23 protein-coding genes are annotated in these 23506 nt (G+C 73.1%); 17 read left to right on the top strand and 6 right to left on the bottom strand.

Going from position 1 to position 23506, the window contains the following annotated elements:
* Positions 1-126 precede the first annotated feature (126 nt).
* The 10 genes from ACIBF7_RS03790 (at position 127) to ACIBF7_RS03835 (ending at position 11230) form a co-directional block, all read left to right on the top strand.
* Positions 127-1191: a ThiF family adenylyltransferase gene (locus ACIBF7_RS03790; protein WP_148035724.1), complete on the top strand. Its 1065-nt coding sequence runs from the start codon at positions 127-129 to the stop codon at positions 1189-1191.
* A 139-nt stretch (positions 1192-1330) separates the two neighbouring features.
* Positions 1331-2539: a hypothetical protein gene (locus ACIBF7_RS03795; RefSeq protein ID WP_397196357.1), complete on the top strand. Its 1209-nt coding sequence runs from the start codon at positions 1331-1333 to the stop codon at positions 2537-2539.
* Positions 2540-2833: 294 nt separating this feature from the next.
* Entirely contained in the window at positions 2834-3442 is a 609-nt protein-coding gene (locus ACIBF7_RS03800) for a hypothetical protein (protein ID WP_397196358.1), read from the top strand.
* Between the two features lie 49 nt (positions 3443-3491).
* A complete protein-coding gene (locus ACIBF7_RS03805; protein WP_397196359.1) occupies positions 3492-4247 on the top strand; it encodes a glycosyltransferase family 2 protein in 756 nt (251 codons plus the stop codon).
* On the top strand, positions 4244-5629 hold the full coding sequence (locus ACIBF7_RS03810; protein WP_397196360.1) for a 2-phospho-L-lactate transferase CofD family protein: 1386 nt from the start codon (positions 4244-4246) through the stop codon (positions 5627-5629). The genes ACIBF7_RS03805 and ACIBF7_RS03810 overlap by 4 nt, the downstream gene beginning before the upstream one ends.
* Positions 5626-6435, top strand: coding sequence for an HAD family hydrolase (locus ACIBF7_RS03815; RefSeq protein ID WP_397196361.1), 810 nt, complete (start codon positions 5626-5628; stop codon positions 6433-6435). Before ACIBF7_RS03810 ends, ACIBF7_RS03815 begins: the two co-directional genes overlap by 4 nt.
* A complete protein-coding gene (locus ACIBF7_RS03820) occupies positions 6428-7180 on the top strand; it encodes an NTP transferase domain-containing protein (RefSeq protein WP_397196362.1) in 753 nt (250 codons plus the stop codon). Before ACIBF7_RS03815 ends, ACIBF7_RS03820 begins: the two co-directional genes overlap by 8 nt.
* On the top strand, positions 7168-8637 hold the full coding sequence (locus tag ACIBF7_RS03825; protein ID WP_397196363.1) for a glycosyltransferase family 4 protein: 1470 nt from the start codon (positions 7168-7170) through the stop codon (positions 8635-8637). Before ACIBF7_RS03820 ends, ACIBF7_RS03825 begins: the two co-directional genes overlap by 13 nt.
* Positions 8634-9995, top strand: coding sequence for a lipopolysaccharide biosynthesis protein (locus ACIBF7_RS03830; RefSeq protein ID WP_397196364.1), 1362 nt, complete (start codon positions 8634-8636; stop codon positions 9993-9995). The genes ACIBF7_RS03825 and ACIBF7_RS03830 overlap by 4 nt, the downstream gene beginning before the upstream one ends.
* Positions 9992-11230, top strand: a complete 1239-nt coding sequence (locus ACIBF7_RS03835) for a glycosyltransferase family 4 protein (RefSeq protein ID WP_271275516.1) — start codon at positions 9992-9994, stop codon at positions 11228-11230. Before ACIBF7_RS03830 ends, ACIBF7_RS03835 begins: the two co-directional genes overlap by 4 nt.
* A gap of 121 nt (positions 11231-11351) precedes the next feature.
* Here ACIBF7_RS03835 and ACIBF7_RS03840 read toward each other — a convergent pair whose 3' ends face one another.
* The 4 genes from ACIBF7_RS03840 to ACIBF7_RS03855 form a co-directional block, all read right to left on the bottom strand.
* Positions 11352-13727 (bottom strand): glycoside hydrolase family 65 protein, encoded by a 2376-nt coding sequence (locus ACIBF7_RS03840; protein ID WP_271275517.1) that lies wholly within the window; start codon positions 13725-13727, stop codon positions 11352-11354.
* Complete coding sequence (locus ACIBF7_RS03845; protein WP_271275518.1) at positions 13724-14497, bottom strand: beta-phosphoglucomutase family hydrolase; 774 nt, start codon at positions 14495-14497, stop codon at positions 13724-13726. Before ACIBF7_RS03845 ends, ACIBF7_RS03840 begins: the two co-directional genes overlap by 4 nt.
* A gap of 80 nt (positions 14498-14577) precedes the next feature.
* Positions 14578-15027 carry a DUF5990 family protein gene (locus tag ACIBF7_RS03850; RefSeq protein ID WP_271275519.1) on the bottom strand — a complete coding sequence of 150 codons (450 nt, stop codon included), beginning with the start codon at positions 15025-15027 and terminating at the stop codon, positions 14578-14580.
* Positions 15028-15075: 48 nt separating this feature from the next.
* Positions 15076-15927, bottom strand: coding sequence for a helix-turn-helix domain-containing protein (locus tag ACIBF7_RS03855; protein ID WP_397196365.1), 852 nt, complete (start codon positions 15925-15927; stop codon positions 15076-15078).
* A 123-nt stretch (positions 15928-16050) separates the two neighbouring features.
* On the opposite strand from ACIBF7_RS03855, the gene ACIBF7_RS03860 reads away from it, so the two are divergent.
* The 3 genes from ACIBF7_RS03860 (at position 16051) to ACIBF7_RS03870 (ending at position 17297) form a co-directional block, all read left to right on the top strand.
* A complete protein-coding gene (locus ACIBF7_RS03860) occupies positions 16051-16680 on the top strand; it encodes a DUF998 domain-containing protein (RefSeq protein WP_271275521.1) in 630 nt (209 codons plus the stop codon).
* A gap of 28 nt (positions 16681-16708) precedes the next feature.
* On the top strand, positions 16709-16996 hold the full coding sequence (locus ACIBF7_RS03865) for a DUF4287 domain-containing protein (protein ID WP_271275522.1): 288 nt from the start codon (positions 16709-16711) through the stop codon (positions 16994-16996).
* 85 nt (positions 16997-17081) lie between these two features.
* Complete coding sequence (locus ACIBF7_RS03870) at positions 17082-17297, top strand: hypothetical protein (protein WP_271275523.1); 216 nt, start codon at positions 17082-17084, stop codon at positions 17295-17297.
* Between the two features lie 50 nt (positions 17298-17347).
* On the opposite strand, the gene ACIBF7_RS03875 is transcribed toward ACIBF7_RS03870, so the two are convergent.
* Complete coding sequence (locus tag ACIBF7_RS03875) at positions 17348-17839, bottom strand: RNA polymerase sigma factor (protein WP_271275524.1); 492 nt, start codon at positions 17837-17839, stop codon at positions 17348-17350.
* A 90-nt stretch (positions 17840-17929) separates the two neighbouring features.
* Positions 17930-18913, bottom strand: a complete 984-nt coding sequence (locus tag ACIBF7_RS03880; protein ID WP_271275525.1) for a MerR family transcriptional regulator — start codon at positions 18911-18913, stop codon at positions 17930-17932.
* 194 nt (positions 18914-19107) lie between these two features.
* Between ACIBF7_RS03880 and ACIBF7_RS03885 the strand changes: the two genes are divergently transcribed.
* The 4 genes from ACIBF7_RS03885 to ACIBF7_RS03900 are packed head-to-tail and all read left to right on the top strand — an operon-like array spanning position 19108 to position 23466.
* Positions 19108-20151, top strand: a complete 1044-nt coding sequence (locus tag ACIBF7_RS03885) for a polyprenyl synthetase family protein (RefSeq protein ID WP_271275526.1) — start codon at positions 19108-19110, stop codon at positions 20149-20151.
* Complete coding sequence (locus ACIBF7_RS03890) at positions 20151-21587, top strand: phytoene desaturase family protein (RefSeq protein ID WP_397196366.1); 1437 nt, start codon at positions 20151-20153, stop codon at positions 21585-21587. The genes ACIBF7_RS03885 and ACIBF7_RS03890 overlap by 1 nt, the downstream gene beginning before the upstream one ends.
* A complete protein-coding gene (locus tag ACIBF7_RS03895; protein WP_148035741.1) occupies positions 21584-22483 on the top strand; it encodes a phytoene/squalene synthase family protein in 900 nt (299 codons plus the stop codon). Before ACIBF7_RS03890 ends, ACIBF7_RS03895 begins: the two co-directional genes overlap by 4 nt.
* Before the next feature lie 14 nt (positions 22484-22497).
* Positions 22498-23466 (top strand): phosphate acyltransferase, encoded by a 969-nt coding sequence (locus ACIBF7_RS03900; protein ID WP_271275581.1) that lies wholly within the window; start codon positions 22498-22500, stop codon positions 23464-23466.
* Positions 23467-23506 lie beyond the last annotated feature (40 nt).

The raw sequence follows: 23506 nt of genomic DNA on the forward strand, positions 1-23506 counted from the left end.
TAGTGCAGCGCCCACGCGAGAGCAATCTCGCCTGTGGCCGATCCGTGCGGGATCCATGCGCCGGCCATGCGGGCGGGTGTCATCGTCTGTCCAGAGTTCCCCGCGAAGATTGGCGCTGACGAACGGATGAGGCCGCGACTGAAGACCCTGGCGTGGGAGCGGGCCGGAGACGAGCTGCGGCTCGTGTACGACCCCCGCGACCGGCTGGTGCTCCCCGACCCCGACGGCACGGTGGAGAAGCTCCTCCACCTGCTGCGGGAGGGCGGCCGGACCGTCGCGGAACTCGCCGGCGAGCTGTCGCTGCCGGTCGCCGACGTCTCGGCCGCCGTGGCCGCGCTGGACGCCGAGCGGCTGCTGGAGGACGGCGACCGCCTGGGCCGGATCGGACCGGGCGACGCCGAACGCCACTTCAGCAACCTGGCCTTCCTCGAGTCGTTCGGCACCCTCGGCAGCAGCCGCGAGGACCTGCTGCGGCGGCTCCGCGAGTCGCACGTGCTGGTGCTCGGCACCGGCGGGCTGAACTCCAACACCATCCCCCACCTCGCCGGGCTGGGCGTCGGCAGGATGACGCTCCTCGACCGGGACACCGTGGACCCGCGCAACTTCGCGCGGCAGTACCTCTACCGCTGGGACGACGTCGGCTCCCGCAAGGTGGCGCGCGCCGCGGACTGGGTCCGCGCCTTCGACCCGTCCATCGAGGTCGAGGCGATCGACCTGGGCGTCGAGAGCCCGGAGCAGCTGGACGAGCTCGTCGGGCGTACCCGGCCCGACGTCGTGGCCTCCGGCATCGACCGGCCGAACGAGATCGACCTGTGGGTCAACGCGGCCTGCGTGCGGCACGGGGTGCCGTTCGTCAGGGGCGGCATGTGGGTCACCTCGGGCACGGTCTGGTCGGTCGCGCCGGGGGTCAGCGCCTGCCGCGCCTGCGTGCCGCCGACCGCCGATCCCGACGCGCCGGACCTGGCCGCGATCCGCCTCTACCGCGACGGGGCCCGGCCGAACCGCGGCATCGGCCCGGTCGCCGGCCTCCTGGGCGCGTACGGCGCGTTCGAGGTCCTGCGCTATCTGACCGGATTCGAGCCACCGGCGTACGCCGGTCGGCCGCTCATCGTCGACTTCGCGGGCGGTTGCGCCACGAGTCGTACCGAGTGGCCCCGCAATCCCGACTGTGACGTGTGCGGAGGGAGGTGACCTGATGAAGATCGAGATCGTGCGGATCGAGAACACCCGCCTGACCGTGGACGCGGACCCGGGGTCGGACTCCTGATGATCCGGGGCCGCGCTCCACTCCGGGGAGCGCGGCCCCCCTCAGATGTGAAGGCGGAGAAGAATGACCGCGTCCTTGGACGCTGACCTGCGCGAACGGGCCGCACGGCTGACGGTCGCCTTCGACGGCTCGGCCTGGGTCCTGGGCCGGCCGGACCTGGGCGTCTTCGTCGCGGTGCCGGAGCCGGGCGCGGTCTTCGTCACCACCTTGCAGGAGACGGGCTCGGCGGACGAGGCGACGGCCCGGGCGAGCGAGGTGGCCGGCGAACCGGTCGACGGAGGCGACTTCATCGACGGCCTCACGGCCGCGGGCCTGCTCGACCCGGCCGCGGCGCCGGACGACACCGTCGCGCCCGCCGGCCGGCGGGTCAAGTGGATCGAGGGGATCAGCCCCCGGGCGGCGGCCCGCCTGTTCGGGCGTAGCGGCTGGTCGTTCTACACAGTGGCGCTCCTGTTCGCGCTCGCCGTCCTCGTGACGCGGCCCGATCTGCGCCCTTCCTGGCAGGACGCGTGGTTCCTGCCCAGTCCCGCGCTGTCCGTGTTCGGATGGCTGGTGCTGGGCATCGCGTTCGGCGCGCTGCACGAGGCCTGGCACTGGCTCGCCGGACGGGCGATCGGCGTCCCCGCGACCTTCCGGGTGAGCTACCGGGGCATGTACATCGTCTACGAGACCGACCTGACCCAGATCGTCGCGGTGCCGCGCGACCGGCGTCACGGGGTGTACCTGGCCGGGATGGCCGTCGAGACCGTGGTCGTGGCGGCCGCGCTGGGCCTGCGGATACTCGTCCCGCCCGGCGCCCTGGACGACCTGCTCGCCGCCGTGGTCCTGTTCAGGATCGTCGCCATCGTGTGGCAGTGGGCCGCCCTGCCGCTGCGCAGCGACTCGTACGCCCTGCTCGCCAACGCCCTGCGCTGCCACAACCTCTACCGGGTCACCTGGCTGACGGTGAAGAACCGGATCTTCCGACTCACCGGGCCGGAGACGGCCGAACTGGCCGGGGCGGGCGCGCGGGACCGCGCGATGGCCCGCTGGTTCGCGCTCCTCTACGTCGCGGGCATCGCCGTCATGGCCTGGGTGTTCCTCACCGTCATGCTGCCGCTGATGGTCTCGCTGGCCCAGTGGGGCGTGGCTCAGTTCGCCGAGGGACAGGTCGGCTCGGCCGGCTTCTGGGAGGCCCTCGTCGTGACCGCGTACGTGGGGCTGCGGCTCGGTCTGCCCCCGCTGCTCGCGCTCCGTGAACGACGGCTGCGGCGCGCGGGGGCGCTCCTCTGAGCCCATCGCGCCGGATCCACGAAAAATCTCCCCATCTATGCAGAGGAACGTATAGGGTCCCTTTTCGGGATGACGACGGGGGAATGTGTGGAATTACGGACGCCGTAACGTCGGTTATTTCGGCGTAAATCAGGGTCCGGCGCGTTTCTCCAGGTCACCAGCTTTTCGCGTGGCGACGTTGGATGGGAGATGCGGAGCTTCATGACGGCCCGTGGCGACACACCGCAGTCTCCGTTACCCCTCGCGGACGCGGAGCACCCCGCCCCCTCCCGATGGGCCCCGCACCTGTGGTGGATGGCCCTCCTCGCGGGGACGCTCGGCTTCGCGTTCTCCTGGCTGGCCACCCCGCACGGCCGGGAGATCGGCGCCGCCTGGGAGCTCGGCGTCAAACTGCTCGCCTTCGCCTTTCTGTGCTGCGCTATCGCGTTCTTCCCGTGGGTGTCGGAACGCCTGCACTGGCTGCTGTGCGTCCCGTTCGTGTTCTTCACCGCGTACGTGATCCCGCGCGTCAGTTACTTCTATTACGGGGACGTCGGGCGCGTCGAGGGCGACAGCTTCTACACCCATCTTTACCTGCTGCTCTATCCCGGGATCGTGCTCACCGTCGCCGCCGCCTACCGCATCGGCGGCGGCAGCCCCGGGCGCTGCCTGAAGATCGCGATCAGCGGCATCGTCATCGTGTTCTCCGGGCTCCTCGACGTCATGTGGCAGGTCGTGAACCCGGTCGACATCCCCGAGGTCATCGACGCGCCGCACATCAACGTGATCACCGGCGGGCCGATCTCCTTCGCCGGGGCGGTGCTGTTCACGCTGGCGCACGTGCCGATCGTCGTCGGGATCAACCTGCTCCCGCTGGACCGCTGGATCTCCCGCCTGCTGGGAAGCACGCCAGGCCGTCACTGAGGAGGCGAAGCTGGACACCCACGACGTACCACCGACCGTCGGCATCTCGGTGGCGGCGCCCGCCTACAACGAGGCGGCGAACATCGCGGCGGCGGTGACCGAATGGCGCGACTACCTGGCCGGGCACCCGGCGATCGGCGCCTGGGAGATCGTCGTCTGCGACGACGGCAGCACCGACGCCACCGGTGAGATCCTCGCGGACCTGCGGGAGCGCTGCCCCGAACTGGTCGTCGTCACCTTCGCCCGGAACCGGGGCGCCGGCGCGGCCATCGCCGCCGCCATCGCGCACACCCGGATGGACTGGGTCGTGCTGCTCGACTCCGACGGGCAGTTCCCGATCTCCGCCCTGGACGCCTTCCTGGACCCGGTACGGGCGGGCGAGGCGGACGCCTTCTCCGGCGCCCGGATCAGGAAGGCCGACGGCGTCGCGTACCGGTGGGGCTCGGCGGCCAGCGGCGCGGTCAGCAACCTCACGCACGGCACCCGGTACCGCGACTACAACTCGATCTTCAAGGTGGTACGCGGCCCGCTGCTGCGCGCCCTGCACCTGGAGTCGAGCGGGATGAACTGCTCGACCGAGATCACCGCCAGGGTCGCGGAGCTCGGCCACACCTGGGTGGAGATCCCGATCGAGCACCGGGAGCGCGGCGGCGGCGCCCGGGGGTGGCGGTTCTGGCGCGGGGCGCGGGACCGTGCATTGTTCGTGGGCTATCTCGGCTATCGCCGGTGGCTGTTACGCCGGGGCGTGCTCCGCCTCCCGGAGGCGTCGGAACCGGCGCGCGGGATGACGGAGCGGGCCCGATGAGCGGCCGCACCGCCGTCACCCTCTTCAGCGGCGGGCGCGGCGGGGCCGGCATCGCGCGCGGCCTCTTACGCACGCCCGGGGTCGACCTCACACTCGTGATCAACGGCTACGACAACGGGCGGTCCACCGGCGCCCTCCGGCGCTACCTCCCCGGCATGCTCGGCCCCTCCGACTTCCGCAAGAACCTCCTGGTCCACCTCGACGACCGCGACCCCCGTCAGGCCGCCCTCCGCTCAGTCCTGGAACACCGGCTCACCGTCGGCGCGGAGGAACTCGCCGCCCTGGCCCACGCGATAAGCAGCCCGTCATCCCCTGCACGCACCGCGGACGCGCCCGACCCAGTCGCCCTCCGCTCGGTGCTGGAGCACCGGCTCACCGCCGGCAAGGAGGAGCTCGCCGACGCGATAGGCGGTCCGGCCTCGCCCTCGACGCGTACCACGAACGCGCCGGACCCAGCCGCCTTGCCGCCGTCGGCGCGTACCGCGAGCGCGCTGGACCCAGCGGCTCTCTCGCCGCAGGCGCGTGCCGCGATCGGGCGGGACCTGGCCGCGTTTCTGCGCTGGGTCGACAGCCACCCCGACGGGCTCGATCTGACCGAGTGCGCGCTCGGCAACCTGGTGTTCGCCGGTGCGTACCTGCGGCTGGGCGAGGACTTCAACGCCGCGGTACGCGCGTGCGCGCGGACGTTCGAGTCACCGCTCGGCCTGGTGAACGTCACCGGCGGCGAGAACGCGTTCCTGGTCGCGCTCAAGCAGGACGGCCGGCTCCTGGCCGACGAGGCGGACATCGTCGCGCCGCAGGACGCCGCCGCGATCACCGACCTGTTCCTGCTCCGCGAGCCGCTGACCTTCGAGCGCCGGGCCGAGCTGGCGGCCAGACCCGTCCAGGAGGTGCGGCGGATCCTGGCGGACCTGCGCGCCACGGTCTCGCTCAACCCGGAGGCCGGGGACGCGATCAGGAACGCCGACCTTCTCCTGTACGGACCCGGCACCCCGCACTCGTCCCTGCTGCCCAGCTACCTGACGCCGGGGGTCGCGGACGCGATCGCTGAGAGCCGGGCCGCGGCCAAGGTGTTCGTCGTCAACACCCGCGACGACCACGACGTCCAGGGGCTGAGCGCACCCGAGCTGGTCGGCCGTACCCTGTCCTACCTCGGCGACCCGGGCAACGAGCGCGGCACCGTCACGCACGTCCTCAGCCACCGCGCCCCGGACGCGCCGGGCGTCCCGTCCGACGTCGTCGCCGACGGCGTCTGGGCGGGCGCCCGATGGGTCACCGCCGACCTGGCCGACGCCGACCGCCCCGGCGTCCACTGCGGCCCCCGCACCGTACGCGCCCTCATGGAGATCGCCGACGAGGCCGCCCTGACGAGGACCCCATGAACCCGGCGGACGGTCGGCGCGGGTACGAGGACCCGATAAGCCCGACGGCGGACGGCCGGCTGCGCCGCGAGGGCCCGGCGGCGGGTGGTCGGCTGGGCCGCAAGGGTCCGATGAGTCCGGCGGACGGCCGGCTGGGCCACGAGGGTCTGGCGGCGATGGTCGCCGGGCGGCGGGTCTGGCTGTGTGATCTGGATGGCACGCTCGTCGACTCCGCGCCCGTGCACGCGGCGGCGTTCCGCGCTGCGATCGGGGAGCTCGCGCCGTCCGCGCTCGGTTCCTTCCGGTACGACGCGCACGCGGGGGCGACCACGCGCGAGGTGGTGGCCGGGCTGGGCGTCGGCGGTGACGTGGCGGAACGGCTGGTCCGGCGCAAGCAGCGGCTCTACCGGGAGTACGTGGAGGCGGGCAGGGTGGCGTCGTTCCCCGGCGCCGGGCGGCTGCTCGACCGCCTGACCAGCGGCGGCCGCACCGCCTACCTGGTCACCAGCGGCAGCAGGGGCTCGGTCGAAGGGGTCCTGGCGGCCTGCTCGCTGGGCGGCTACTTCAGCGGCGTGCTCACCGGCGACGACGCCCCGTCAGGCAAGCCGGACCCGGCGTTCTACCGGCACGCCTGCGAGCGCTGGTCCGTCGACCCGGACGACGCCGTGGCCCTGGAGGACTCCGAGCACGGCGTCGCCTCCGCCGTCGGCGCCGGACTGGTGACGTTGCAGGTCAACGCGGTGGAACCGGCAGCGGGAGCGACCCAGGTGCGGGATCTGGACGAGATCGTGGACTTCCTCGGCAGGGGAGTGAATGGCAGTGAGTGACCAGCGCGTCTGCGCGGTGATCCCGGCGGCCGGGAGCGGGACCAGGCTCGGCCTCGGCATCCCGAAGATCATGCTGGAGATCGCGGACGGCGTCACCGTGTGGCACCTGCTGCACCGGCGACTGAGCCCCTGGGTGGAGCACGTCCACGTGGTGGTCTCCCCCGCCGGCGAGATCCCGTTCCGCCGCCTGGCCGCTGAGGAGATCGAGCGCGGCGCCGTCTCGGTGAGCGTCCAGGCGCGGCCGACGGGCATGGGTGACGCGATCTTCGGGGCCGTCGCGCACTGGGAGGGGTACGACCGGATCCTCGTGGTCTGGGGTGACCAGGTGAACCTGTCCCCGGCGACCGTGCGGCAGGTGGTGCGGGCTTGCCATGACGGCCTCACCCTCCCGCTGGTGCCGATGCCCGCGCCGTACGTCGAGTACGAGCTGGACGGGCCGGCCCTGGTCAGGGTGCGGATGTCCCGCGAGGGGGACGACTGCCGGCCCGGCGGGCTCAGCGACGTCGGCGTCTTCTGTCTCGGCACGGAAGGGCTGGCGGAGGCGTGGGCGGGTTACCTGCTCGACGCCGCCCCCGGTGCGGCCACCGGTGAGGTCAACTTCCTGCCGTTCCTGCCGTACCTGTCGCAGGTCCGCGGCAGGCCGGTGACGGTGGTGCCGGTCACCGACCCCTCCGAGGCTCGCGGCGTCAACACCCCGGACGACCTCGACTTCGCCCGCCAGGCGTTCCAGCGGTGCCCGGACTGACCCGGCCGCGCCGCTGCCACGTCGTCTGCACCGAGGTCCCGCCGAACGTCGTCGGCGGTCTGGGACGGTACGCCGAGCGGATGCTCCCCGCCCTGCGCGCCGCCGGCGTCCCCATCGAGGTGTACGGCGCAGTCGGCCGACACCTGCGGACCCGGACCGAACACACCGGCGACGTCACCCTGCACCGCCTACGCACCGCCGGACAACCCACCCACCCCCACCCACCCAAGCCCACCGACCCGCACGAGAACGCCCGCCCGTCGGGGGACGCCAAGCCGCGTGCGGACGCCCGCCTGCCTGGGGACGCCCAAGCGCGCGAGAACGCCCGCCGGCCCGAGGACGCCCAAGCGCGCGAGAACGCTGGCCCCCGTGGGGGTGCCGGCCCGCGTGGGGGTGCCGAACCGCGCAAGAACGCCCGCTCGTCCGAGGACGCCGAGCCGCGTGCGGACGCCCGTTCGCGTGGGGGTGTCCGGTCGCTGGTCAGGGTTGCCGGGTTGGTCGTTTTCAACGTGCGGGTCGCGGCGCGGATCCTGCGGGGTGGTGGGCGGCGGTCCGGGGCGGTGGTGGCGGTGCATGACTGGATGGGGTGCATCGCCGGGATCCTGTGCCGGGTGGTCGGGCGGATGCCGGTGGTGTTCCACGTGCACACCTGTGAGCACAACACCGCACCGGGGGCGCGCCGCACCGCCGTGACCGCGGGCATCACCGCGCTGGAGAACGCCCAGGCCCGGCTGGCGAACCTGATCGTGGTGCCGAGCGCGGGCATGCGGGACGAACTGGTGGCGCGCGGCTGGCCGCCGGGGCGGCTGCGGGTCGTGCCGCACGGGTTCGAGGATCCCGAGCTGGTGCGGCTGGCCGGGCTCTCCCCCGCCGAGCGCGACCGGCTCCGCGCGGAGGTCAGGGCCCGCTACCTGCCCGACGGCGCCGGAAGGCTGGTCGTCTTCGCCGGTCGCCTCTCGCCGCACAAGGGCGTGCGCACGCTGATCGAAGCGGTGCCCTTGCTCCGCGACCGCGACGACCTGCGGGTGGTGCTCATCGGCAGCGGCGACGACGCGGAGGTGGCCCGGCTGATCCAGCGGGAGGGCGTCGGCGGGCACGTGGTCGCCGGCTACCGGTTCCTGGACCCGCCCGAGGTGTTCGCGCACTTCCTGGCCGCCGACGTGTGCGCCTTCCCCTCGTCGTACGAGCCGTTCGGGCTGGTCGCCGTGGAGGCGATGGCGCTGGGACGGCCGGTCGTGGTGGGGCCGGGCTACTCGCCGGAGGTGGTCGGCGACGGGGCGGTCCGCTGCCGTACCGGAGAGCCGGAGGAGCTGGCCGCGGCCCTGTCGCGCTGCCTGGACGACCCGGAGCACGCTGCCGGGCTCGCCCGGCGCGGCGCCGAGCACGTCCGCGCGCGATACTCCTGGACGCGCACCGCCGAAACCACGCTGGCGGCGTACGCGGAGGTGACCCCGTGACGTCCGGCCCGGTCCGCGACCGGATGGCACGCCTGCTCGGCGGCCGGAACAGAGCCGGACGCGACCACGCGACCAGGCTCGCCGGTGGACGGGGCTGGGCCGTCCGAGAGCACGTGGCCAGGTTGGTCGGGGGGCGGGGGTGGGCCGTGTGGCCGACGCTGGTGGGGATCGCCGCCAGCGGGACGGCGGCGGCGACGACGCTCGTGATCGCCTGGGGGATCGGCGCGGCGGCGTTCGGCCGGTTCACCCTGGTGCTGACGATCGCGTTGATCGTCACCGTCGGCATGCTGCTCAACCTGAACTACGTCATGTTCCAGGAGCTGCCGAGGGCCGAGCCGCAGGACCGGCCGGCCCTGGTGACGACGGCGCTGTTCACCACGCTGGCGCTGGGCGGCGGACTGGTCGCCGCCGGGCTGCTGGCCGCCCCGGCGCTGACCCGCCTGCTCGGCGTGGACGTCCGTACGCTCTGCTTCGCGCTGGCGCTGGCCCTGTCGATGACGGTGAACCAGCTGACCGAGAGCTTCCTGCGCGGGCTGAAGAAGTTCGCGTTCGTGGCGGGGCTCAAGCTCGCCGTCGCCGCCGTCTACCTGGCCACGGCCGCCTACTGCCTGCTGGTCGCGGGCATCAGGGACGCCGAGGTCTACCTGGTCGCGCTGATCGTCACGAACGTCGTGTTCGCCCTCGTGGCCGTGATCGGCTTCGATATCGTCCCGCGCTCCTGGTCCGCGTCCCTGGCGCGCTCGCTGCTCCGGCACGGCGCCTACATGAGCGTCATCGCCGCCTTCACCGCCGTGCTGTTCGGGGTGGACGTGATCTTCCTCAACCACTGGGCCTCCGGGAGCGACGTCGGCGTCTACTCGATCTACAACGGCTTCCCGAAGAGGCTGCTCGGCGTGGTGTTCACCGAGGGGATCGGGCTCGTGCTGCTGCCGGTGCTGGCGACGGCCGACAAGGTCGCGGCGCTGCGGCGGATCGGCCGCCTCGCGCCGGCGATCGCGGTGGCCACCGCCGTCTTCTCCTTCGCCGCGAGCGCGCTGTTCTTCCTGGTGCTGCGGGCGGAGTATCCGTACTCGCCCGGACTGATGGCGTTGTCCGCGGTGGGGATCGGCGTCCACACGGTGTTCAACCTCTACCTCTTCGCCCTGTCGATGGACGGGGTGCGGGGCGCCAAGGTGCTCATCGCCTGCCTCGCCGTCGGGTCGCCCCTCGCGCTCGCCTGCCAGGCCGTGTTCATCTCCTGGCAGGGCCTGACCGGGGGCCTGATGGGGTTCGCACTGACCAATCTCGTCCTGGTAGCCGTCGTGGCCGTCGCCGCGGCCCGGGTGTACCGGGCCCGTCCTCCGGAGGTCGAACGATGAAGGTCGTCCACGTCATCAACCAGTTCCCGCCCAACATCACCGCAGGGCTCGGCCGCTACGTCGAGGAGATCACGCCGCACCTGGCGCGCGACCTGGAGATGGCCGTGTTCACGCTGAACGACGGGCGCCTGCCGGTGCACGAGCGGCGCGACGGCGTCACCGTCTACCGGCCGCTCGGCCGCCTGCTCGGCGCGATCAGCCGCCGCCGCAGGCTCAACCGGACGCGCCGGGCCGAGTTCGTCCTGCTGGCGGTGAACGTCGTGGTGAGCAACTGGCGGTACTTCCTGCGGCTGCGCCGGCTGGCCCCTGGTGAGCGGCCCGACCTGGTCGCCGTGCACGACTCGACGAACTTCCTGGCCGCCCTGCTGTGCCACTACGTGCTGCGCCTGCCGGTCGTCTTCCACGTGCACACCACCGAGTACGGCGTCGCGCCGCAGCGCAGCATCACCGACCCGGTCGGCGTGTTCGCCGCCCTGGAGCGGTGGCTGGGACGGATCGCCCGCCGGGTCGTGGTCGCCACCCCGGAGGTGCGCGAGCAGCTCGCCGCCGCCGGGTGGAACCGGGACACGATCGACGTGGTCTGTCTGGGCGGCACGTTCGAACGGCGGCTCGCCGGTGTCGACAGGGCCGCGCTCCGCTCCGGCGCCGCCGCGCTGCGCGCCCGTCTCGGCATCGCGGACGGCGACCCTGTCCTGCTCTTCGTCGGCCGCGTCGAACGGCAGAAGGGGATCTACCAGCTGCTGGAGGCGATGGAGAAGATCGCCGTCGCGCTCCCCCGGCTCCGGCTGGTGATCGTCGGGGAGGGGGACGAGGCCGGGGTCGCGCGGATCGTCGCGGACGCCGGGCTGGAGGGGCGCGTCCTCACCTCGGGCGGGTTCGTCGACGTCGCGGCGCTGCTGGAGTACTACGAGCTGGCCGACCTCTGCGTCTTTCCCTCGCTCTTCGAGCCGTTCGGCCTGGTGGCGACCGAGGCCATGGCTCTGGCCAGGCCGACGATCCTCGGCGACGGGTTCTCCCGGATCTTCCTCGGCGACCCCGCCGACCCCGCCGTGCGGTACGCGCGAAGCGCCGACCCCGGCTCCATCGCCGACGCCGTGATCGACCTCATGGCGGATCCGGTGGCCCGCCGCGCTCTCGCGGACAGCGGGGAACGGTTCGTCAGGGAGCGGCTGAGCTGGGCCGGAGCCGCGAAGGAGACGATCGCGGTCTACCGGTCCGCACTCGCCCGTAAGTGAGCCGTACGCGGCGAGTCACCGTGTACATCCGGCGGTGAGCCGTACGCGAAGTCACCTGTACGCCCGGCGGTGAGCCGTACGCGGCAAGTCGCGTCGTGGTCGCCCGGCGAGGGACCGTCTCTTACCGGCGTTTGTGCCCCTTGGATTTGGTGTGTCGGGCGGCGGGCTCGCGGCCGGGGGGCTGGCGGGGCTGTCCGTTCGACGGCGGGCGCGGTGGGTTGGGGCGGGCGACCGATTCCCGGTCGAGGCGGATCTGGTCGCCGTGGTGGGTCAGGGTGATCGGCGGGCCCTCCAGGAGCTCGTAGGTGGTCGTCTCTTCCGTGGCGGTGACGCTCAGGAGGCTGCCGCGGTAGCGCAGGCGGAAGGCGAGCCGGGTGATCTCCGGCGGCAGCTTCGGGGCGAACCCCAGCCGCCCCTGGCCGGCGCGCATCCCGCCGAACCCCGTCACGAGGACGATCCACGCCCCGGCCAGCGAGGCCATGTGGACACCGTCGACGGTGTTCTTCTCCAGGTCCTCCAGGTCCATCAGGGCCGCCTCGCCCAGATAGCGGTAGGCCAGGTCGAGGTGCCCCACCTCGGCGGCGATCACCGCCTGGGTGCAGGCGGACAGGGACGAGTCGCGGACCGTCAAGGGCTCGTAGTAGGCGAAGTTCCGCGCCTTGTGCTCGGCGGTGAAGGCGTCGCCGCGCAGGTGCATGGCGAGGACCAGGTCGGCCTGTTTGACCACCTGCTTGCGGTAGAGGTCGAAGTAGGGGAAGTGCAGGAGCAGCGGGTACTGGTCGGGCTTGGTGGCGGCGAAGTCCCACGGCGCGTGCTGGGTGAACGCCTCGTGCTGCGGATGCACGCCCAGGTCCTCGTCGTAGGGGACGGACATCGCGGCGGCGGCGTCGCGCCAGGCGGTGGTCTCCTCGGCGGTGACGCCGAGCCGCTCGGCCTCGTCGGGATGGCGGGCCGCGGTCTCGGCCGCCACGCGCAGGTTCTGCTGGGCCATCAGGTTGGTGTAGACGTTGTTGTCGACGACGGCGCTGTATTCGTCGGGGCCGGTGACCCCGTCGATCCGATACCGTCCGGCCGGGTCGTGATGGCCGAGGGCGCACCACAGCCGGGCCGTGCCGACCAGCAGCGGCAGGCCGGTCTCCCGCTCGAACGACGTGTCATCGGTGGCGTCGACGTACTGGGTGACCGCGTGCGCGATGTCGGCGTTGACGTGGAACGCCGCGGTGCCGGCCGGCCAGTAGCCCGAACACTCCTCCCCGTGGATGGTCCGCCACGGGAAGGCGGTGCCGTGCAGCCCCAGCTGGGTGGCGCGGGCCCGCGCCAGCGGGACGATGGACCGGCGCCACGACAGCGCGTCGGCGACGGCTCGCGGATAGGTGTAGGTGAGGACCGGCAGGACGAAGATCTCGGTGTCCCAGAACGCGTGCCCGTCGTAGCCCGAGCCGGTCAGCCCCTTGGCGGGTATGGGGCGCTCCTCCAGGCGCGCGGCCGACTGCAGCAGGTGGAACAGCCCGAAACGGACGGCCTGCTGCACCTCGGGGTCGCCTTCCACCTCGACGTCCGCGCCGTTCCAGAAGTCGTCGAGGAAGCGCCGCTGGTCGGCGCACAGACCGTCCCACCCGGCCAGCCGGGCGGCGGCGAGCGCCGCGACGACCTGATCGTGCGTGGCGGCCCGCGAACGCCGCACCGACCACCCGTAGGAGAAGTACTTGACCAGTCTCAGCGGCCGTCCGGGGGCGAGATTCGTGGCGACGGTGAGCCGGCTGACATCGCCGCTGCCGTCGGCGTCGACCAGGGTGCCGTCCGGCCCGTCGATCTCGTGGCTCATGCCGGCGGCCACCCGTATCCCGCTGACCCGGGTGCGGTGCACCATGATCGCCGGGCCGTTCTTGTTCGGGACGTTCTCCTCCAGCACCAGTGGCGACCGCAGCCGCGCGGCCGCCCGCGGGTCGTCGTCCGTGGTCTCCTGGGTCTCGTTGGCCACCAGCTCCGACTGCACGACGACGCGCAACGGCTCGTCGACCGCCTCGACCTCGTACCGGATCGCGGCGACGGCGCGGTGGGTGAAGGACACCAGCCGGGTGGAGGTGACCCGCACCCGGGTGCCGGTCGGCGAGCTCCACAGGACGGTGCGCGTCAGGGTGCCGGCGCGCAGGTCGAGGACCCGTTCGTGCTCGTGCACCGTCCCGTAGCGCACGTCGAAGGGCTCGTCGTTGACCAGCAGCCGGATCACCTTGCCGTTGGTCACGTTCACCACCGTCTGCCCGGACTCGGGGTAGCCGTAGCCCGCCTCCGCGTACGGCAGCGGCCTCAGCTCGTACAGCCCGTTGAGGTAGGTGCCGGGCTCCCCGTGCGGCTCGCCCTCGTCCAGGTTGCCGCGCAGGCCGATGTGCCCGTTCGACAGCGCGAACACCGACTCGCTCTGCGCCAGCACGTCCAGGTCCAGCCGGCGCTCCCGCACCGACCACGGCTCGATGGCGAACGCGGGATGCCGGATCATCGCCGGCCCTCCGACTTCAGCAGGTCGGCCAGGTCGCCGACGACGACGTCGGCGCCGTGCTCGCGCAGCGCGTCCGCCTGCCCCTTCCGGTCGACGCCGACGACGAAGCCGAAACCTCCGGCCCGGCCGGCCGCGACTCCGGCCAGCGCGTCCTCGAACACCGCCGCCTGCGAGGGCTTCAGCCCCAGCGCCTCGGCGCCCGCCACGTACATGTCCGGGGCGGGCTTGCCCGCCAGGTGCCGCTCGCGGGCGACCACCCCGTCGATCCGCGCCTCGAAGCGTCCGGCGATCCCGGCGGCGGCCAGGATGTGGGCGGCGTTGGCGCTCGAAGACACCACCGCCCTGCGCAGCCCTGCCTCCTCGGCGGCCCGCACGTATCGGACGGAGCCGGGGAACACCTGCACGCCGTCCCTGTCGAGTATGGCCTGCACCAGGGCGTTCTTCCGGTTGCTCAATCCGTACAGGGTCTGCGCGTCCTGCGGGTCGTCCGGCTTGCCCTCCGGGAGGCTGATCCCGCGCGCCTCCAGGAAGCTCCGGGTCCCGTCGAGCCGTTTCTTGCCGTCGACGTAGCGGTCATAGTCGGCCACCGCGTCGAACGGCACGAAAGGGGTGCCCGTGCGGTCTGCCCGGTCGCGCAGGAAGTCGTCGAACATCGACTTCCACGCGGCGGCGTGCACGGTGGCGGTGCGGGTGAGCACGCCGTCCATGTCGAACAGGCACCCGCGCACCCCGTCAGGCATCCCCAGCATGATCCCCCCGATCAGCGCCATGCGGCCCGACCTGCGACTTACCCCCTCTCCCGCTCTTGTCACCCGGGCCGGAGACGTCAGGCCGTGGACGGCGGCACCGGTTACCGGGGAGCCGGGGCGGACCACTCGACCAGCGGCGGGCGGACCGCGGCGCACAACGGGTGACCCCGGGCATCGGTCAGCCCCAGCCGCGCCACCAGCAGCCCGTGGCCCACCGCGGCGTCCAGCACGTCAGGGGGGACGCCGTCGAACAGCAGCTTCGCCCGCCGGAACATCGAGAACCTCCCGGCGTCGTCGGCCGACATCCAGGACAGGTAGACGAACCGGCCGCCCGGCCCGCCCTGGACGAACGGGCCCCGGAGATCCCAGCCGGACTCCCCGCGGGTCGCGGCCACTTCCAGCTCCCAGACGGCTGAAGGGGCGTCCGCGGGGAACGTGCCCGTCAACTCGCCGGGGCGCGCCCGCCGTTGCACGCCGACGTGGATGTCGCGGACCCCGGGAAGCCCGCATTCGAGCCCTGGCAGATCGGACGCCTCGATACGGAGCAGCATGCCGGCATCATGCCCCGGCCCTACGACAGAACCGGCCCCGCGCCGACGTCAGCCCTGGCACGCGGGGCAACCTCCGTTGGCGGGCGGCGCTGAGTAACCCTCGGGCAGGAGGAAGGCCAGGATGCGATGGCCTTCCCCGGCGCGTACCGGAGCGAGTGTGGTGATGGTCAGCTGGACGTGGCGGTCGTCGGCGCCCGTGTGACCCGGCTCGCGGAAGAGCATCGGCCTGGACGGGCCCTGCACGAGCAGCTCGGTGCCCCCGGCCCAGAGGCGTTCGGCGTCGGGGCTCCGCTCGCGCAGGTCGTCCACCACGGCCATCAGCTCGTGGCCGCGCCGCGACCGCATCGCCCGGCCGCGGACCAGCGACATCAGCGCCGTCGCCTCGCGCTCCCACTCGACCATGACGTGCTTGGAGTGCTCGTGCAGGAAGAACCAGTGGAGGATCGTCCGCTCGCCCTCGGGCATGGCGGTGAAGTCGCAGATCCACCGGGCGAACGCGGAGTTCTGGCTCTGGACGTTCCACAACCCGTCGGTCACGTACGCGGGGTGCGGTTCGAGAGCGCTCACCAGGCGGTGCAGGGCCGGGTCGGGCTCGACGGCGCCGTCAGGCTCGGGAGGAGGGGTGCCGTTCGCGAGGTACCACAGGATGCTGCGCTCGTCCTGACCGAGCTGGAGCGCCGACGCGATGGCTTCGAGCAGCTCGGAGGTGGGGCGGTGTTCGGCGCCCTGCTCCAGCGCGCTGATGGTGCGGATGGAGTATCCCGTGAGGTAGGCCAGGTCCTCCTGGGTGAGGGAGTCACGGCGGCGGGAACGTCGCGGGGGAAGGCCCACCTGGCTCAGGGTGATCCTGGCGCGGCGCTCGCGCAGGAACTGGCCGAGGAGCTCGCGGCTCTCGTGCAAGCGCTCCCCCCTTGCCGCGTCAAGCAGGAAATGGCGTTGCCGGTAACGGTATCGCCGGTAACGGCGTCCCGGGAACTCAGTTTGCCCTGGTGCCTCGGCGACCCCGTGATCACCATGGTCGACATGACAATCATTGAGGCAAAAGCGCGGAGCCGCCCGCTGCTGCTCACCGCCGGGATGCTCGCGGCGCCGATCTGGATCCTGCTCGCCGCGGCCCAGGCGGCCAGCCGAACGGGCTTCGACCTGACCCGGCACCCGATCAGCATGCTCTCGCTGGGCGACCTCGGCTGGATCCAGGTCTCCAGCTTCCTGGTGACCGGTGTGATGACCCTGTGCGGTGCGGCGGGGATGCGCCGCGCCGGCTTGGGCGGCGTGTGGGGGCCTCGCCTGCTCGGTCTCCAGGGGCTCGGTTTGATCGTGGCGGGCGTCTTCCCTGCCGATCCGGGCTTCGCGTTTCCTCCTGGTACGCCCGACGTGCCGGGGACGATGAGCTCGGTCGGAGCCGTGCATCTGGCGGGGGCCTGCGTCTCGTTCATCGCGATGATCACGTGCTGTTTCGTGCTGAGCCGGCGGTTCGGCGGCACGTCCTGGGCCGTGGCGGGCCGCGCCGGCGGCGTGCTGCTCGCGGTCGGCCTGTGCTGGGGGATGAGCGGCGCGCCGGGCGGGCCGCTCGCCATGTTCGCCGGCGTCGTCGCCGCGTGGGCCTGGATCGCGGTGACCATGTCCAAACTGGAGAAGGCCGTACGGGCCTGACAAGTCGTCATACGAGAGGGAGAGTCATATGTCGTTCCAGGCTTATCTGGACAACATCGAGACGAAGACCGGGCTGACGCCCCGCGAGTTCGTCGAGCTCGCGAAGGAACGCGGGTTCGACGACCCGTCCGTGAAGGCCGGCACGATCGTCGAGTGGCTCAAGCAGGACCACGGGCTGGGCCGCGGGCACGCGATGGCGCTGGTACACGTGATCAAGAAGGGCCCGGCGATCGACGCCAAGCATGTCGGCAGCACCGGAACTCACCGGGACGAGTCCGACACCCTGTGGCTGGACGGAAAGGACAACCGGCCCTGATCCAGCCGGCGGCTCACCCATCGGTGGCCGCTAGGCGTGTCCCGTTCGAAAACCGGTGACCGGTGGTTACCGTAATGGTGCGCTGATGTCACTGGTCCGCGGCCGGGCGATGCGGTCGCCGCGCGGCCACGAGCTGACGGCCGTGGTGGACGACCTCCGCGATCGCAGATCGGACGCCGAACGCATCTGGGCGGGCGGCACCGATCTGCTCGTCCAGGGCCGTCCAGGCCGATGCTCTTCCGCGAGCCCGGCCACACCGACCCCCGCCGGCCGGACGACGAGGACCATCACGTCCGGTTGACCATCACCACGCTCGCTCCGGTGCCGGCTGTCTGACCCGGGGCCCGGGGTTCACGGGGCGACCAGCAGAGCCGACAGTCTGCGCAGGCCGCGGGAGGTGCGGGCCTTCACGGTGCCGAGCGGCACCCGCAGCCGTTCGGCGATCTCGCGCTGGCTCAGGTCGCCGAAGTAGGCCAGCTCGATCGCCTGCCGCTGGGCGTGCGACAGCTCGGCCAGCGCCCTGCTGAGCCGGTCGCGGTCCGCGAGGTCGTCGACCTCGGAGCGTCCTCGTCCTGGCGGGTCGCCGACCTCCTCCAGCGGCACCGTGACGGGCCTGCGTCCGCGCAGGTGGTCGACGGCGCGGCGGTGGGCGATGGCGAAGATCCAGGCCGCCAGGCTCCTGGACGGGTCGTACCTCTCGCGCGAGCGCCAGACGTCGGCGAAGACGACCTGCACCAGGTCCTCCACGTCCTGGGCGGGCACGTACCGGCGCAGGTAGGAGCGCACGGCGGGGCCGTGCGCGCGATAACACCCGCTGAGCGATTCCTCGTCACTGATCCGCATGTCCCTGCCCCTCACCCCAAAAACCTATTCAAAACTTATTCATAGCTGGGCATAGGGGGATGCCACAAGGTCCTCCGGTGAAAGGGCTGCTCAGGCGAGCGTGGCCGTGATGCGCGCGACGGCCTCGGGCAGCGTCGACACCCGGACGACGCCCGGGGGCGGCTCGCCCTGCCAGCCGAGCCCGCCGATGACGATCCGGCACGCCGGACGGAGCCTCGGCAGGGCCGCGAGCGGGGCGGTGTCACCGGTGATCGCCTGCTGCGACCAGACGAACACGACCACCGGGCCGAGCCTCCGCATCGCGTGGGCCAGCGCCGCGTAGGGGGTGCGCGCGCCGAGGACGCGGGTCTGCACGCCCACCTCGCCGAGCGCGGCGGCCAGAGCGTGCACCGGCAGGCTGTGCTGCTCGTCCTCGGCGCAGGCCAGCAGCACCGGACGGCCCTCGTGCGGCGGGACGTCGCGGGCACGGCGCTGCAGCGCCGCCTGGACCCGGTCGGACAGCAGGTGCTCGACGTCGATGCCGGCGCCGGTGTCGTCCTGGCGGCGGCAGATGGCGTCGAAGACGGGGAGCAGGAGCCGCTCCCACGTCCACACCACGCCGTGCCGGGCCAGCGTCTCCTCGACCAGGCCGGAGACCTGGTGGCTGTCGAGCACGAGCGCGGCCCGGGCCAGCGCGGCCGTTGGCGGCCGCCGCAGACCGGCCTCAGAAACGCCGGTCGGGGGTGCGCCGGTCGCGGGGGTGCCGGTCGGGGGTGCGCCGGTTTCCGGGGCGTCGGCGGGGGTCTCCTCCGTGGGCTCCGGCGTCGCGGCGGGAGGCGGGGGCGGCAGCGCCAGGGCGAGCCTCGCGGCCTCCGCCGGCGCCAGGCCGGTGGCGATCAAACGCTTCATCTCGGTCAGCCGCCGCAGGTCGGCGGCGTCGTACCGGCGGTGGCCGCCGGGGGTGCGGCGGCTGGGCCCCAGGCCGTAGCGGAGGTTCCAGGTGCGCAGTGTGGGGGCGGGCACGCCCAGCCGCCGGGAGGCGGCTCCGATGCCGTAGCCCGCGTCCTCCACGTTGTCCGGTGTCTCCTCGACCATGGTCTTCCCGCTGACGTTCGACGTGTCCGACCATCTTTTCGCGGTTCCGGAGCCGCTCGGACGCATGACCAGGCGTGTCCCCCGCGGAAACCCGGTACGCGCTGGTTACCGTGATAGTGCGATTCGAGCTCGCGTGCAACCGGGTCGGGCCCCTCCTGCGAAGACTTCCCATAGCGACAGAAGGGGCTGCGTACATGGACACGGTGATCGCGCGAACCACCCGCGTGCGCGAGCAGGTCGACCGGCGGCTGGCGCGGCTGCTGGACCACCAGGTCCGCCGGCTCGGCTTCCTCGCCCCGGCGGAGGTCGGTCTGGTGCGCGAGTACCTGACGGCGTTCGTCCTCGGCGGCGGGAAGAGGCTGCGGCCCGCGTTCGTCTACTGGGGCTACCGGGCGGCCGGCGGCGAGCGGCTGGAGTCGGTGCTGCCCGCGGCCTGCGCCGTGGAGCTGGTGCACGCGGCGGCGCTGCTGCTGGACGACGTGATGGACGAGGCCGGCTCGCGGCGTGGCCGGCCGGCGGCGCACGTCGCGCTGGCCGAGCTGCACCGGCGGTCCGGCTGGCGGGGCGACGCCGACCGGTTCGGCGAGTCGGCGGCGACCCTGCTCGCGCTGCTCGCGCTGAGCTGGGCCGACGCCGCGCTGCTGGATACGGGGCCGCACCTGGGGCCCTCGCTCGACGTCCTCACCCGGCTGCGGGTGGAGGCGATCGGCGGCCAGTATCTCGACCTGGCCTGTACGGCCGGGGCCCGGACGGGTGACGAGCCGTCGCGGGTGATCTCGCTCTACAAGTCGGGCAAGTACACCGTCGAGCGGCCCCTGCACCTCGGTCACGCCGTCGCGGACGGCTGTCCCGAGACGCGCCGCACGCTGAGCGCGTACGCCATCCCCCTGGGCGAGGCGTTCCAGCTCAGGGACGACGTCAACGGCGTGTTCGCCGACCCGGCGCGCACCGGCAAGCCCTCGGGAGCGGACCTGCTCCAGGGCAAGGCGACCTACCTGCTCGCCTACGCCCGGCGCGAGACGGGCAGCGCGCTCCTGGACGACATCACCGACCAGCGGGGGGTGGCGGCGGCGCGCGAGCTGATCGTGGAGTGCGGAGCGCTGGACGCGGCGGAGCGGCGCATCGCCACGCTGGTCGACGAGGCGGTCACAGCGCTGGACCGGCCGCCCGGCATCCCGCACGAAGCCAGGACGGCGCTGGTGGACCTGGCCGCCCAGTGCACGGAAAGGACCTTCTGATGAGCCCCGTGGTCGTCGTCGGCGCGGGCCTGGGCGGGCTGTCGGCCGCCATCCACCTGGCCGCGGCCGGTCGCGAGGTCACCGTGGTCGAGGCCCTCGGCGAGCCCGGCGGCTGCTGCGGAACGACCCGCCTCGGGGCGTACCGCTTCGACACCGGTCCGTCCGTGCTCACCATGCCGGGCGTGCTCGCGGAGGTCTTCGGGGCGGCCGGGCAGGAGCTGCGGCACTGGCTGCCGCTGCGCCGGCTGGATCCCTCGTACCGGATGGTCTTCGACGACGGGTCGCGGCTGGACGTGCAGGCGGAGCGGGAGGCGATGGCGGAGCAGGTCCGCGCGGTGTGCGGGCCGGCGGAGGCGGCCCGCTACGAGCGCTACCGGAGCCTGCTCGACGAACTGTTCCGCGTCGAGTGGCCCGCGTTCATCGACGCGGACATGACCCGGCTGCGCGCCCTGGCCCGGCCGGCCGCGCTGCTGCGGCTGGCCCGGCTGGGCGGGTTCCGCCGGCTGGACCGCCTGGCGGCCCGCCACCTGACGGACCCTCGGCTGATCAAGGCGCACACGTTCCAGTCCCTGTACGTGGGGCTGTCGCCGCAGCGCGCGCTGGGCATCTACGCCGTCATCGCGCACATGGACACGGTCGGCGGCGTGTACTTCCCTCGGCACGGCGGCATGCACGCCATCCCGGCGGCCATGGCGGCGTTGCTGGAGAAGCTGGGCGCGGACCTCCGCTACGGCGCGCCCGCCGACCGGGTCGAGACGGACGGCGACGGTGTCACCGGCGTGCTGCTGCGGGACGGCGAGCGGCTGGCGGCCCGGCACGTGGTCGTCGCCTGCGACCGGCTGGCGGCTCGGCGGCTGCTGCCTTCCCGCGCGGGCGACTGGCGGCTGCGCCGTCCGCGCCACTCCCCGTCGTGCCTGGTGATGCACGTCGGCCTGGACCGCCCGCCGACCGGCCAGGCGCACCACACGCTGCACTTCGGCCGGGACTGGAACGAGACGTTCACCGCTCTGGAGGCGGGCCGGCCGCAGCCCGACCCGAGCCTGCTGGTCACCTGCCCGGCGCCGGACGGGCACGCCACCCTCAGCGTCCTGGAACCCGCGCCCAACCTGCGGCACACCGACTGGGACCGGCTGCGCCCCCGGCTGGAGTCCCGGCTGCTCGACCGCATGGCGCGACTCGGCTACGGCGACCTGTCGGGCGCGCCCCGGCTGGTGCTGGACCCGCCCGCCTGGGCGGCGCGCGGCCACACCGCGGGCACCCCGTTCGCGCTGGACCACCGCTTCACCCAGACGGCGTGGCTGCGCCCCTCCGCCGTGGCCCGGCGGGTGCCGGGGCTGCACTTCGCCGGCATGTACACCGCGCCCGGAGTCGGGGTGCCGCCCGTGCTGATCTCCGGCCGGCTCGCCGCCGAACGCATCCTCAAGGAGACCCGTTGACGCTCACCGCCAGCTACGAACGCTGCCGGCGGCTCCACGCCCGCTACGGCCGCTCCTACTACCTGGCCACCCGGCTGCTGCCGCGATGGAAGCGGAGGCACGTGCACGCGCTGTACGGCTTCGCCCGGTACGCCGACGAGATCGTCGACTCGTTCACGATGACCGCCGACCGGGCCCGCGCGCTGGACGCCCTGACCGTCAAGGTCGAGGCCGGGCTCGCCGGGGCGAAGCAGGACGATCCGGTGCTGCCCGCGTTCCTGCACACCGTCCACTCCTTCGGCATCGGCCACGACGACATCGCGGTCTTCCTCGCGTCCATGCGCGCGGACCTGTCGGTGACCCGGTACGCGACCTACGACGACCTGCTCGGCTACATGGCCGGATCGGCCGCCGCCATCGGCACCATGATGCTGCCGGTGCTGGAGGCGACGCCCGGCCGCGAGGAGGCGGCCCGCGAGCCCGCCCGCCAGCTCGGCCTGGCGTTCCAGCTCACCAACTTCCTGCGCGACGTGCGCGAGGACTACGCCAGGGGCCGCGTCTACCTGCCGATGGAGGATCTGGACAAGTTCGGGGTGGACCCGGACGAGCTGGGCGCCCGCCGTACGGGGCCCGCCCTGCGGGACCTGCTCGCCTTCGAGGCGGGGCGCGCCCGCGACCACTACCGCGCCGCCGCCGGGGGGATCGGCCTGCTCGCCGCCTCCTCCCGGCCGTGCGTCCGCGCCGCCTACGCCCTGTACGGCGGCATCCTCGACGAGATCGAGCGCCGGGGCTTCGAGGTCCTGGCGGGCCGGGTACGGGTGCCGCGCCGGCGCAAGGCGGCCGTGTTCGCCCGCCACCTGCTGGCCTCCGCCGAGGCGAGCAGGGCCGAGCGCCGCGTCAGCGTGGAACTCCCATGACCGCCGGCCTTTCCATGACTCCGCCTGTTGTCCTGGACGCGATGGGTGGGGACCACGGGCCGGTGGCGACGGTCGCCGGGGCCGTGGCAGCGTGGCGGCGGCACGGGGTGCCCGTCGTCCTGGTCGGCGCGCGGGACCGGGTGGAGCGTGAGCTGCGCGGGCACGGCGCCGCCGGGGAGATCGCGGTGGTGCACGCCGAGGACACCGTGCCGATGGCCGAGCGCGGCGCCGCCGCGGCGACGCTGACGACGTCGAGCCTGGCCGTGGGCTGCGAGCTGATCAGCCGGGGCGAGGGCGGTGCGTTCGTGTCCGCCGGGTCGACCGGCGCGGTGGTCTCGTGCGCGGTGCGCGGCATCGGCCGGGCCGGCGGGGTGCTGCGGCCGGCCCTGGCCGTGGCTCTGCCCTCGCTGACGGGTGGAGCCAGCGTGCTGGTGGACGCGGGTGCGACCGCCGACCCCAGCCCGGCCATGATCGCCCAGTTCGCCCAGCTGGGGGCGGCCTACGCGCGGGCCGTGCTGGGCCGTGCCGACCCGGTGGTGGGGCTGCTGTCGATCGGGTCCGAGCCGGGCAAGGGCAACCGGCTGACGCGCCGGGCCGGGGACCTGCTCGCCGCCCTGCCGCTGCGTTTCCACGGCAACGTGGAGGGCCACGACGTGCTGGCGGGCACCGTCGACGTGATCGTCACCGACGGCTTCACCGGCAACATCGTGCTGAAGAACGTCGAGGGGTGCGTTCGCACGGCGCTGGCCATGGTCGCCCAGGCCGGCATCGCCTCCCCGGAACGGCTCGCCGAGATAGCCCGCCGCTACGACCCGGAGACCCACGGCGGCGCCGCCCTCCTGGGTCTGCGCGGCACGGTCGTCGTCGCCCACGGCTCCTCTCCGGCGGCCACGATCGCCCGCGCCTGTGTGGTGGCGCACGCGCTGTCATCGCAGGACCCGGCGGCCGGCATCGATGCCGTGGCGGTGGAGACGGCGCCATGACCGCCGTCGGCGTCCAAGCCGTAACGGTGGAGACATCGTC

This window comes from Nonomuraea sp. NPDC050478 (assembly GCF_044458265.1).
GTDB classification, from domain to species: domain Bacteria; phylum Actinomycetota; class Actinomycetes; order Streptosporangiales; family Streptosporangiaceae; genus Nonomuraea; species Nonomuraea ferruginea.